A 12,294-nucleotide genomic window follows, 5' to 3' on the forward strand; every position below is an offset into this window, starting at 1 on the left:
CAAGAGAACGCGCCATGACCAATCAATGGATCGACGTTTGCGCCGTGGGCGAAATAAACGAAGAGGATGTCATTCGTTTCGACCACGGTCCGCAGACCTACGCTGTCTACCGCTCCGCTGACGATGAATTCTTTGCCACCGCCGGCCTGTGCACCCATGAATCCATCCACTTGGCCGACGGTCTGGTGATGGACCATGTCATTGAATGCCCCAAGCACAACGGGCGCTTCGATTACCGCTCCGGCAAAGCCCTTGGCGCGCCGGTGTGCGTCAACCTCAAGACCTATCCGGTCCGGGTCGAGGCGGGGCGGGTCCTGCTCGGTATTGACGTTTAACGACGTGGAGGTTGTGCCATGAAAGCTGACAACGCTCCCTTGGTCATCGTCGGCGCCGGACATGCTGGCGGCCGTGCGGCGTTGACCCTGCGCGAGGAAGGTTATAGGGGGAGCTTGATTCTGATCGGCGATGAAGCCCATCCACCCTATGAACGTCCGCCACTGTCCAAAGGGCTGTTGCAAGGCACGGCTGAACTGGGGGGATTCAGCCTGTGTGACAGCGACCGGCTCACCGAACTGGGCATCGAGCACTGGGCTGGCAATCCGGTGGAGAGCCTCGACCCGCAACGACACCGGCTGCAGTTGGCCGATGGTCGTGAGCTGCACTATGCACGGCTGTTGCTGGCGACCGGGGGCAGGGCGCGGCGATTGCCCTCGGTGCCCGAGCGTCTAGCCAATGTGCTTTATCTGCGCACCCATGACGAAGCGCTGAGGTTGCGTGCTTCGCTGCAACCCGGCAAACGATTGGTCGTCATCGGTGGAGGCTTCATCGGCCTCGAAGTGGCCGCCACCGCGCGCGCCTTGGGCTGCACCGTCACTGTGCTTGAAGCAGGGCCGCGTCTGGCGGGCCGCATCCTGCCGGAGCGACTGTCCCACGCGCTGCTGACATTGCACCGCAGCCAGGGCGTGGACGTACGGCTGAACGTCGCCATCGAGGCGGTGCAGGGCGACACTCGCGCCGAGTCAGTGCAACTGGTCGACGGCGAGTTGCTGCCTTGCGACCTGGTCGTCGTTGGCATCGGCATGCAACCCAACATCGAATTGGCCGCGTCCGCCGGACTGGTCGTCGGTCAGGGCATCCGTGTCGATGCCCAGCTGCGCACCAGTACGCCGGACATCTTCGCCGCAGGAGATGTCTGCGAGTTTCGCTTGCATCCGGGGGGCGTTTTTCAGCGCCAGGAGACCTGGCGCAACGCCGAAAACCAGGGGCGGCATGCAGCCCTCAACCTGCTGGGCCACGAGCTGCCCTTCGAGGTGATCCCCGGCTTCTGGTCCGACCAGTACGACTGGGGACTTCAGACCGTGGGCGTGATTTCAAATACGCAACCGACAGCGAACCGGCCCCTCGCAAATGACGGTTTCCTGATGCTCTACCTCGATGTCGAGCATCGCCTGCAAGGCGCCTGCGGCTGGGGGCAGGGCAACAGCGTCGCCAAGGACATCAAACTGTGTGAGCGGCTGATCGCCAACCAAAACCGCCTCGCCGTGGACGCTTTGGCCGATCCCGATGTGTCGCTCAAACAATTACTGAGAAGCTGACATGCGCGAGTTCCTGATTTTTCAATCGCTCTGGGCCATGCAGGATCACTGCGGCCAATGCGCGCTTCCCCTCGAAGCGCAGCTGGAAAAAATTGCTGCCGCTGGCTTCGATGGCATCACCGATCATTTCTGGGAGGCTTCCCACGCTGCGCGTCTGCACGCCGCCGCCAAGGCGTTCGGTCTGCAAATCGAAGGTCAGCTCTTTCCCCGTACTGTGGATGATCTGGCGGCCGCCCTCGATGTCGCTGCTCGCCATGGCTGTCACCATCTCACGCTGCAGGCCGACGTCCGACCACGCACGCTGAGGCAGGCGATCGCACTGGTCGAGGGTTGGCAACGCCTGGCCGAAGAGGTGGATTTTCCGATTCTCCTTGAGACCCATCGTTATCGCCTGAGCAATGACCTGTTGTTCACGTTGGACTTGCTTGAGGAGATGCCCGACCTGAAGCTATTGGCGGACCTGTCTCACTATGTCGTGGGGCGCGAGATGCCAGAACCGGTCGCCGCTGAAGACGACGATTACATCCATCGCATCCTGCGTCACAGTTGGGGTTTTCATGGACGTGTCAGCAATGGCGAACAAGTCCAGGTGCCCTTGAGTTTCGCCCAGCACCGATCCTGGCTGGAGCGCTTCCTCGGCTGGTGGCGCTACGGAATCGAGGATTGGCTGGCTCGGCCGAACAGCCCTGCCAGCCTGTCCTTCACCTGCGAACTCGGCCCGCCACCCTATGCGATCACCGGGGCCGATGGGCGCGATGTCAGTGATCGCTGGGAGGAGGCGTTGATGTTGAAGCAGTGGATGCGTGAGGTCTGGAGGGATTGTCACGTTCCGGGTGGAGGCTGATGGGTGTGGGATGACAATGGATGGCTATCGCGAGCAGGCTCGCTCCCACAGAGGGCTGTATGTACAGAACTTTAATGAGCACCCCGGAGTGTGGGAGCGAGCCTGCTCGCGAAGACGTCGGCACAATCAATATCCCTGCAAGCTGACCCGCCGCTGGACAGACAGATTGTGCTGCATAAAGCCTTCAACAAAATTTTTCCTGCGATTTCATTGCCTGAAAACGAGACGGCGTTACTTGCGATGCGTGCGGTAATGGATGACACGAAATCCGTGCCCTTGAACAAGGCCAACGCGTAGGAGAATGCCATGACCCAGCGGATCGCTTTCATCCATACCGTCGGTTTCCTGGTCGAGGAGTTCCGGGCGCGTATGCGTGCCGAGATGCCCACCGCCGATTGCTTCCATGTCCTTGACGAAAGCCTGCTGCAGGACCTGTTGCGCGGCGTACCGCAGCCGCAGGTCTACCAGCGCGTGGTTGATCAGATTGTGCTGGCGGCGCGAGCGCAACCTGACCTGATCGTCGTCACCTGTTCATCGACGTCTCCGGCTGTCGACATCGCGCGGAGCGTCGTGTCGCAGCCGATCCTGAAGATCGACGACCCGATGGCCTCGGAAGCGGTGCGCCGTGGCGCGCGCATTGGCCTGCTTTGCACGGCGACCAGTACGGTAGAACCGAGCCGCGCGCTGTTGCACGCCCATGCCGCAGCGCAAGGGCGCGACATCACAATTAAGACGGTGCTGTGCCCCGACGCCTACCAGGCGCTGATGGCGGGCGATCGGGCGCGGCATGACGGGATTCTCCTGGAAGCGGCCACCGGGGTTTCCAACGAGGTGGATGTGCTGGTGCTCGCCCAGGCATCGCTGGCGCATCTGCGCGACCTGCTCGCGGCAGAGTTGAAATTTCCGGTATTGGCAAGCCCGTCGTTACTGATGGGGGAAATCGCCAGACGCTGTGCCGAATGAGTCGATAAGGGTGACACATGGAGGCCGTGGCAGATTGTGCTGCACATGCCCCCAAAACAAGTTTTTCTGCGATTTAATGCGATGAAAACGAGACAGCTCTGCAGGCGGTGCATGGCGTAATGATCACCATCAGGTTGTTGGAAAAACGGCCTGCATTGCCCGGCTTGATAACCCCCATCCAGATGAGACTCTTGGCATGTCACCCTCGATAAAACGCATTCCCAGCGATGAAAAGCTTCCTTCCCATGCCGATGTGGTGATCATTGGCGGCGGGATCATCGGCGCGACTGCCGCCTATTTCCTGGCGAAACGGGGACTCTCGGTGGCGCTGGTCGAGAAGGGCTATGTCGGCGGCGAACAGTCGAGCCGCAACTGGGGCTGGTGCCGCCAGCAGAATCGCGACGCCCGCGAGCTGCCTCTCTCTGGTATCGCCTTGCGGCTGTGGGATGAACTCACGGCGCAGATTGGCACCGATCTCGGATTTCGCCGCTGCGGCCTCAAGTACGCGACCGACGACGCCAAGCAGCTCGCCGAATGGGAAGCGTGGCTGGATATCGCGCGCCAGTTCGACATCAAGACGCGGATACTGAGCCCCGGGGAGGCGACGTCCGCGATTCCGGCTGTCGGTCGGCAATGGCTGGGAGGCGTGCATTCCGTCGATGACGGCAAGGCAGAACCGGCTATCGCAGCGCCGGGGATCGCCGAGGGCGCGCGTGCCCTTGGCGCCAGCATCCACCAGGACTGCGCCGCCTACGGTCTGGATATCACCAATGGCGCAGTGACCGGGGTGATCACCGAAAAAGGCCTGATCCGCACCCAGGCGGTCCTCTGTGCCGCCGGCGCCTGGGCCTCGGCGTTCTGCCGACGACACGGGTTGAATTTCCCCCAGGCGAGCGTGCGCCAGACTGCGCTGCGTACGCGTCCGGCGCCGAACCTCGGGGATGCGATCTACACGCCGGATTTCGCGCTCACTCGCCGTCTGGATGGCAGTTATACGATCGCCATCAGTGGCAAGGCCCGGCTTGATATCACGCCGCAGGGCCTGCGCCATGGGAAGGCTTTTCTGCCCATGTTCATCAAGCGGCTGGCCGCCATGGAGTTCGGCATTGGCAAGGCCTTTATCCATGGCCCCGAAGGGCTGGCGGGCTGGAGCGCGGACAAACCCCTGGCATTCGAGCGCAACCGTGTACTCGATCCCGAGGCCAGGCCCGAGGCTATTGCCGAGATCCTGAAGCGGGTCAGGACGCGCTTCCCGGCCCTGGCGAACATTGAAGTGGCTGAAACCTGGGGAGGCTACGTGGACTTCACGCCCGATGCCGTGCCGGTGATCTCTGCCGTGGAGGGGCTGTCAGGTTTCGTCCTTGCGGCGGGCTGTTCCGGGCATGGGTTCGGCCTGGGGCCGGGGATCGGCTATCTGGCCGCTGAGCTGGTCGCCAACGATACCCCCTGTGTCGATCCCAAACCCTACCGTCTCTCGCGCTTGACCGATGGTTCGAAAATGAACGTGGGCGCGATCTGACCCCTGACGGCCACTCGATTCGAGTGGCTTTTTCAGGGCTGAGGGAGTTCGGAACTGCCCTTTACTCGATCGCTTATAAGCTGGGCCAGGATCTGCACCGGTTCGGTCAAGGCCTGTCGAGGTCGATGCACCAATCCGATTTCACGATGGAACGTATGGGGTCCGAGATCGAGTGCGCGTATGCCCGCTGGCCATTGCCGATGGGACACGGTCTGTGGCACGAGGGCTACGCCTACGCCATTTTCCACCAGCCTGATGATGGCCTCCAGTTCATCCAGCTCACAGACTTCACGCAGGGTGAAATGCATCTGCCGCAGGAAACGATCGACCTGCCTGCCGCCAAAGGACGAACGGTCGTACCGAACGAAGGGGTGGTTGGAGAGCAGCTCCGACCAGTCTCCTCCCGGGACATCACGGGGCACGATCAGGCGATAGGGCTCCAGCGCCAAGGTGGTCCAGCGCAGATCACTCTGGAGAGAGAAGGGTGGGCGAATGATCACCGCCATGTCGATTTCGCCGGCATCCACAAGGTTGACCAGCTCCATCGACAAGCCCGGAATGACTCGCGTCCGGCATTGCGGGCATTGTTGGTGGAACCGGGCCAGCGCGTCGGGCAAGTAAGAGCGCTGGACGGATGCGATGGCGCCGATATTCACCAGGGTACTGGCCGGCAGTCCCACGGTGGCGGAGCCCAGGTTGTCGTAAAGGCGAAGCAGCTCTTGCGCCTGCAGGAGTATCTGATGGCCCATCCGGTTGAGGTGGGCCGAACGGCCTTTCCTGTCGAAAATCTCGAAGCCGAGCTCTGCCTCCAGGCGCTGGATCTGGGCACTGACCGCTGCCTGGGTGAGGCCGATCCTGTTTCCCGCAGCGGCGAACGTACCTTCCCGGGCCACGGCGACAAGTGTCTTGAGTTCTTTAATCATTCACAAATATTAATTGTGCTTCTGAAAAAATTATATTGATTTTTCTTGATGATTTTCCGGCTTACGCTCCACGTTCATCCACAAATATCAAATAATGGAGTGCTGATGAGCCTTTCGCCTTTCCACCTCGCGATTCCTGTTTACGACCTGGCAGCCGCACGATCCTTCTATGGCGAAATCTTTGGCCTGGAAGAGGGGCGTTCCAGCCCCCAGTGGGTCGACTTCAACTTCTATGGCCACCAACTGGTCATTCACGAGCATCCCAAGACGGCTTCGCAGGAAGACGTTCACAGCAATCCGGTCGACGGACACGATGTTCCCGTTCCGCATTTCGGCGTTGTCCTGGGTTGGGAAGAGTGGGAGGCGCTGGCGGAGCGCTTGAAGTCCTTTGGCATTGAGTTCGTGATCGAACCGTACATCCGTTTCAAAGGGCAGGTGGGTGAGCAGGCCACCATGTTCCTGTTCGATCCATGCGGCAACGCCCTAGAGTTCAAGGCATTCAAGGATATGAGCCAGCTTTTCGCCAAATAACAAGCGCAGTGGCCCAACAGCGTTGTGCCACTTGAATGTTTATGCAACGCAAAGCCCCAGCATTGCCTGGTGTTTGAGGGGTTGAGTCCGCAAAAAAAGCCGTCGCCAATTTTTTGGCATCCGTTCGTCTTTTACCCAATTGGATCCAATAAAAACGCTTGTTATCATCAAAATATTGACGATATCATTTGGCCATGCGAATGCAGTCGTTTGCCGTTATACGAGCCCGAATGCTTCTTATCCCTCGCAGTGAAGGGCTTATGAATCGGACAAATGATATTGATAACCTGATGAGCAGGTTCGGAGAGAGTGCGGCCAGCTATATCGAGATGGATAATTCCTTTAATTACAAGGAATTGCCAGAATCTCCGGTACTTGCTGCGCCTGGCGCTTTCGTGGGAACGGAAAAATCGGCTGCGGCTGTTGCTCCCGAGTCGGTCGAAACTGTGCACCCGCTGTCTGAGACGGTGGTGAAGACAGTTCATCCGCTGGAGCGACGAGTCGAGCCGGTGCTGGATGATTTGCCTGAGACTGCGTCGACCGGCGATGCAGTACCCGAACCTGTATCAACTCCTGCGACTGCTTGTTCTCTACGTTCGCTGCTGACTGAAGTCGCCCTTGAGCGCCAGGCAGAAGCGCGTGCGCAGAACGAGGAGGCGTTACGCCGGTCGATGCCGAACGGCCCGGCGGCGGCCACCCCGGCTCGGGTCATTGCCCTGGTATCGCCAAAAGGTGGCGTGGGCAAAAGCACGCTCTGCGCGGCGCTGGCTGGCGCGCTAGGTGCCAAGGGACGCAGGCTGGCCATCGATCTGGATCCGCAGAACGCTTTGCAACACCACCTGGGTGTCAGTCCGGATGTCGCCGGCATGGCCCGCGCAAGCCTGACCGGCGAGTGCTGGAGCGGGCTGCTGCTCGATGGCATTGGCGGAACGCGCGTTCTGCCCTTTGGTTCGGTCTCCGAGCAAGAGCGTCGAGCGCTTGAGCGTTTCCTTGAGGACGACGCCCATTGGCTGGCGCGGCAGTTGTCGCGCATGGATCTGGTGGCCGACGATGTCGTCATTCTCGATACCCCCCCTGGCCGCACCCTGTATCTGGAGCAGGTGCTCGATGTCGCCGATCAGGTGATCGTCGTCATCACGCCGGACGCGGCCTCGTTCATGACGTTGGACTCGATCGATCGATTGCTCGAAGGGCGTGCCAATCAGGCTTCGCAGCGTGACTGTCACTACATCGTCAACCAGTACGATGCCTCGCGCACGTTCTGCCAGGACATGCTGGAAGTGCTCAAGCGCCGTTTCGGCAAACAGCTGATCGGTGTCCTGCCGCTCGATCACGCCATCAGCGAAGGCCTCGCTTTTGGCGTCAACCCATTACTGGAAGACGATGACTCATCTGCGCGGCAGGAAATCCTGGCCATTGCCGATGCGCTGAAGTCGCCTGTCCGGACCTCTGCATTGGCAGGTAGTCGCGCATCATGAGTCAACCCAACGAGCAACATGAAGCGCCCGGCCGCCTGCAACGCTGGGCCCAGACTCTAGCGGACGGGTTTGACCGTCTTTCGCAAGGTGTTCGCCGCACCCTGCAGATCGGTATTCTGCTGGTCTCGCTTCTATTGGCGCTGTTCATTATCACAGTGCCTTTCGATCTCCAGTCACAATGCTATTTCGCCGCAGGCTGTTTTGTCGTCGCGCTGATACTGCGCAAACAATCCGGCCGATTCCCGGTGGTGCTGCTGATCGGTCTGTCGCTGACAGCTTCGCTGCGCTACATGTACTGGCGGATCACCTCGACCCTGGGCTTCGACGATTGGCTCGACATACTGTTCGGCTATGGCTTGCTGGCGGCGGAACTCTACGCGCTGATCGTACTGATCTTCGGTTACCTGCAAACCGCCTGGCCCCTGCGGCGCCAACCGGTGCTGATGAGTACGCCGCCTTCCGAATGGCCGGTGGTGGACGTGTTCATTCCGACGTATAACGAAGCGTTGGATATTGTGAAGGTGACAATCTTCGCCGCCCAGGCGATCGACTGGCCGAAGGACAAGCTGCGCGTGCACGTGCTGGACGATGGACGTCGTGAAGACTTCCGGATCTTCTGCGACAGCATTGGCGTGAACTATCTGGCCCGTGACAACAATCGCCATGCCAAGGCCGGTAACCTCAATGAAGCGCTGAAAGTCACGGAGGGAGAGTTCGTCGCGATCTTCGACGCCGACCACGTACCGACCCGTTCTTTCCTGCAGATCTGCCTGGGCTGGTTCGCCAAGGATCCAAAACTGGCGATGTTGCAGACGCCGCACTTCTTCTTTTCGCCGGATCCGTTCGAGAAAAACCTCAACACGTTCCGCTCCGTCCCGAACGAAGGCGAGCTGTTCTATGGCCTGGTCCAGGACGGCAACGACTTGTGGAACGCCACGTTCTTCTGCGGTTCCTGCGCCGTGATGCGCCGTACCGCGCTGCTGGAAGTGGGCGGCGTCGCGGTGGAAACCGTGACCGAGGATGCGCACACCGCCCTGAAGATGAACCGCGCCGGCTACAACACCGCTTACCTGGCCATTCCGCAGGCGGCAGGCCTGGCTACCGAAAGCCTTTCGCGTCACATCAGCCAGCGCATTCGCTGGGCACGCGGCATGGCGCAGATCTTCCGAACCGACAACCCGTTGATGGGTCGCGGCCTGAAACTGGGGCAGCGGCTGTGTTACCTCAACGCCATGTTGCACTTCTTCTATGGTCTGCCGCGTCTCGCATTTCTGACGGCACCCTTGGCCTATCTGTTTTTCGGGGCGCAGATTTTCCACGCCTCGGCATTGATGATCACCGCTTACGTGCTGCCGCACATCTTGCACGCCAGCTTGACCAACTCACGGATCCAGGGCCGTTTCCGGCACTCGTTCTGGAACGAGGTCTACGAGACGGTACTGGCCTGGTACATCATGGGGCCGGTGCTCATGGCGCTGGTGAACCCCAAGTTCGGCGGTTTCAACGTGACCGACAAGGGCGGGATCATCGACCGCAAGTTTTTCGAGTGGAAGCTGGCGCGTCCCTACATCGTTTTGTTGACCCTCAATGTCGCGGGTATTGCCTTCGGCCTCTGGCAATTGTTCCAGGGCGAGGAGGGCGCGATGACCACGATCCTTATCAACATGGCCTGGACGCTCTACAACGTTGTCATTACCAGCGCATCGGTGGCCGTAGCCAGTGAAACGCGCCAGGTGCGCAGCGAGCCGCGGGTTGCCGCTGAACTGCCGGTGCGCATTGAGCTGGCGGATGGGCGCACGTTTGACGGCATCACCCAGGACTTCTCGCAGAAGGGGCTTGGTTTCCGTCTGCCGGACGGCGTTGAAATCGCCCAGGGCGAACGCATCCGCATGACGTTGTTTCGCAACCAGCAGGCCAGTGTGTTCCCCGGGACCGTGATGTTCAGTCGCGGCACTCTCCTGGGGGCTCAGTTCGACCCGCTGAGCCTGCGTCAGCAGAGCGAGCTGGTGCGCCTGACGTTCTCGCGCGCCGACACCTGGGCATCGACCTGGGGCGGTCGGCAGGTGGACACGCCGTTGGCTGCATTGCGCGACGTCGCTTTCATCGGCCTGGGGGGTATCTACGAATTGTTCAAGGCCACCCTCGCCGAGCTGCAAAGATTCCTTTCTGCCCGCCGGCCGCCGTCTTCCCAACCACTCGAAAACCTTATGGACAAGCAATGAGCGCTAAGCATTTTTCAGGCATTTTGGCTTCAACGTTGCTGGCTTTGAGTGGTGGCGCGGCGTTCGCCGATACGGCGCCGGCGGACATGGGCAATGGCTACAACCTGACCCTCAAGCAGTTGGGGCGCGCCTATCCGATGAACCTGCACGGGGTCGAAGCGACCGATAGCGTCAACTTTGACGTGCGTGCCGATCAGGTGGTGACCGGCGCGCACCTGACGCTGCAATACAGTTATTCGCCGGCGCTGCTGCCCGATCTGTCGCAGATCAACATCATGGTCAACGACGAAGTCGCGGCGAGTGTGCCGCTGCCCAAGGAAAACGCCGGCACGCTGCAGAAGCAGACGGTGGAGATTCCCCCGCAGTTGATCACCGAGTTCAATCGCCTGAGCGTGCAGTTCATCGGCCACTACACCATGAGCTGTGAGGATCCTCAGCACTCGAGTCTGTGGGCCAAGGTCAGCAACGATTCTTCGCTGCAGATCCAGACCTCGCCGCTGGCCTTGCCGAACGATCTTTCACTGATACCCGTGCCGTTCTTCGATCGGCGCGATGCCCGCCCCCTGGATCTGCCGATCATCTTCAGCGCCGCGCCGGACAACGGCACCCTTGAGGCTGCGGGGGCGCTGTCGTCCTGGTTCGGGGCCCTGGCGAGCTATCGCGGGGCGACCTTCCGGGTCCAGCTCAATACGCTGCCCGCCCAGGGCAACGGTGTGATCGTGCTCAGCGGCGACGCGCCTGCGCAGATTGGCGGATTGTCGATTCCCGCGCCAAAGGGCCCGACCCTGAGCATCCTGACCAACCCGAACGACGCCAACGGCAAGTTGCTGGTGGTGGCGGGGCGCAATACCGAAGAGCTCAAGCTGGCCGCCATCGCGCTGACGGTCGGTGGCCAGGCGCTGTCGGGCAGTACGGTGGTCATCAACAAGCTCGATACCCTCAAGCCCCGTAAGCCTTACGATGCACCGAACTGGCTACCTACCGATCGCCCGGTCAAGTTGGGTGAGCTGATCGCGAGCAAACAACTGAACGTTTCCGGGTACAACCCGGGCGACATCACTGTACCGCTGAACTTCCCGCCGGATCTGTTCAACTGGCACCAGGATGGCGCACCGCTGAACCTGAAGTATCGCTATACGCCGCAGCCGAAATCCGTCAATTCATCCTTCATCGTCAGCTTCAACGATGGTCTGATCAAGTCCGAGACCCTGCCTTCGGTGGAGCGTCTGGACAAGAGCCTATTGAGCGCGATCAAGGACGATACCCTGGTGCGTGACATGCGCGTGTTGCTGCCGCTCAATTCCGTTGCGCTGAAGTCGCGCCTGCAACTGCGCTACATGTACGACTACATCAAGGAGGGGGAATGCCGCGACATCATCATCGACAACATGCGCGGCAGCATCGACCCTGAGTCGACGCTGGACCTGACCGATTACGACCATTTCATGGCCATGCCCAACCTGGGCGTGTTCAAGGACGCCGGCTTCCCGTTCACCCGCATGGCTGACCTGTCGCAGACCGCGGTGGTGCTGCCGGACCACGCCGGCACGGGTGACGTAAGCGCTTACCTGAACGTATTGGGCCGCTTCGGTGACTCCACCGGTTACCCCGCGACCGGCGTGACGGTCATCCAGGCCGCACAGGCTCCGTCCTTTGCCGACAAGGACCTGTTGGTGATGGCGTCCGGTGACAACCAACCCTTGCTGAGCCAATGGGCGGATCGTCTGCCAGCGGCCGGTACCGGTCAGCAGCAACGTTTTGAAGTGTCTGACCTGACCCTGCGCATACAGGACTGGCTCAGCTCCGATCCTGAAGCGAACCTGCGCAAAAGCCGTCTGGCCATGGCGTTCTCCGGTGGCCAGCCAAACACCTATCTGACCGGCTTCGAATCGCCGCTCAAGAATGGCCGCAGTGTCGTGGTCATTGCCGGCGGGGATGCTGTCGGTCTGGCCCAGGCCACTGAAGCATTGGCCCGTACGGACCAGGGCGCAGGTTCCATTCAGGGCAGCCTGGTGGTCATCCGTGGCAAGTCCATCGAGCCGCTGGTGGCTGACGAACAGTATTTCGTCGGCAGTCTGTCACCGGTCAAGTACGTGCAGTGGCTGATGTCGCGCCATGTGGGCTGGACGCTACTGATGACCGCACTGGGTGTGCTGTTGCTGAGCGGCCTGGCCTACCTGGGGTTGCGTTCCAAGGCCAGGAAGCGACTGAGTGTCTGA

The 12,294-nt window shown here is 60.8% G+C and carries 11 protein-coding genes; 10 read left to right on the forward strand and 1 reads right to left on the reverse strand.

Annotation, left to right across the window (positions count from 1 at the left end):
• Positions 1-14: 14 nt before the first annotated feature.
• The 6 genes from FGE05_RS05635 to FGE05_RS05660 all read left to right on the forward strand — a co-directional run bounded on the left by FGE05_RS05635 (position 15) and on the right by FGE05_RS05660 (position 4,921).
• Complete coding sequence (locus tag FGE05_RS05635; protein ID WP_139642270.1) at positions 15-335, forward strand: MocE family 2Fe-2S type ferredoxin; 321 nt, start codon at positions 15-17, stop codon at positions 333-335.
• Positions 336-353: 18 nt separating this feature from the next.
• Entirely contained in the window at positions 354-1,595 is a 1,242-nt protein-coding gene (locus tag FGE05_RS05640) for an NAD(P)/FAD-dependent oxidoreductase (protein WP_139642272.1), read from the forward strand.
• A 1-nt stretch (position 1,596) separates the two neighbouring features.
• Entirely contained in the window at positions 1,597-2,439 is an 843-nt protein-coding gene (locus tag FGE05_RS05645) for a sugar phosphate isomerase/epimerase (protein ID WP_139642274.1), read from the forward strand.
• A 90-nt stretch (positions 2,440-2,529) separates the two neighbouring features.
• Positions 2,530-2,736 carry a hypothetical protein gene (locus FGE05_RS05650; RefSeq protein WP_139642278.1) on the forward strand — a complete coding sequence of 69 codons (207 nt, stop codon included), beginning with the start codon at positions 2,530-2,532 and terminating at the stop codon, positions 2,734-2,736.
• Between the two features lie 9 nt (positions 2,737-2,745).
• Positions 2,746-3,402: an aspartate/glutamate racemase family protein gene (locus FGE05_RS05655; protein WP_139642279.1), complete on the forward strand. Its 657-nt coding sequence runs from the start codon at positions 2,746-2,748 to the stop codon at positions 3,400-3,402.
• A gap of 196 nt (positions 3,403-3,598) precedes the next feature.
• The gene (locus tag FGE05_RS05660; protein ID WP_139642281.1) at positions 3,599-4,921 is read left to right on the forward strand and encodes an FAD-binding oxidoreductase; all 1,323 of its coding nucleotides are present in this window, start codon (positions 3,599-3,601) and stop codon (positions 4,919-4,921) included.
• 32 nt (positions 4,922-4,953) lie between these two features.
• On the opposite strand, the gene FGE05_RS05665 is transcribed toward FGE05_RS05660, so the two are convergent.
• Entirely contained in the window at positions 4,954-5,844 is an 891-nt protein-coding gene (locus FGE05_RS05665; RefSeq protein WP_139642283.1) for a LysR substrate-binding domain-containing protein, read from the reverse strand.
• 105 nt (positions 5,845-5,949) lie between these two features.
• On the opposite strand from FGE05_RS05665, the gene FGE05_RS05670 reads away from it, so the two are divergent.
• From FGE05_RS05670 to bcsB, 4 genes are all read left to right on the forward strand, one after another.
• Positions 5,950-6,375, forward strand: a complete 426-nt coding sequence (locus FGE05_RS05670) for a VOC family protein (protein ID WP_139642285.1) — start codon at positions 5,950-5,952, stop codon at positions 6,373-6,375.
• Positions 6,376-6,605: 230 nt separating this feature from the next.
• A complete protein-coding gene (gene bcsQ, locus FGE05_RS05675; protein ID WP_257225596.1) occupies positions 6,606-7,853 on the forward strand; it encodes a cellulose biosynthesis protein BcsQ in 1,248 nt (415 codons plus the stop codon).
• The gene (bcsA, locus tag FGE05_RS05680; RefSeq protein WP_139642287.1) at positions 7,850-10,075 is read left to right on the forward strand and encodes a UDP-forming cellulose synthase catalytic subunit; all 2,226 of its coding nucleotides are present in this window, start codon (positions 7,850-7,852) and stop codon (positions 10,073-10,075) included. Before bcsQ ends, bcsA begins: the two co-directional genes overlap by 4 nt.
• Positions 10,076-10,161: 86 nt before the next feature.
• On the forward strand, positions 10,162-12,294 hold the full coding sequence (gene bcsB, locus FGE05_RS05685) for a cellulose biosynthesis cyclic di-GMP-binding regulatory protein BcsB (RefSeq protein WP_241801684.1): 2,133 nt from the start codon (positions 10,162-10,164) through the stop codon (positions 12,292-12,294).

The sequence above is a fragment of the Pseudomonas sp. ICMP22404 genome (genome assembly GCF_006227205.1).
Classification (GTDB): Bacteria; Pseudomonadota; Gammaproteobacteria; order Pseudomonadales; family Pseudomonadaceae; genus Aquipseudomonas.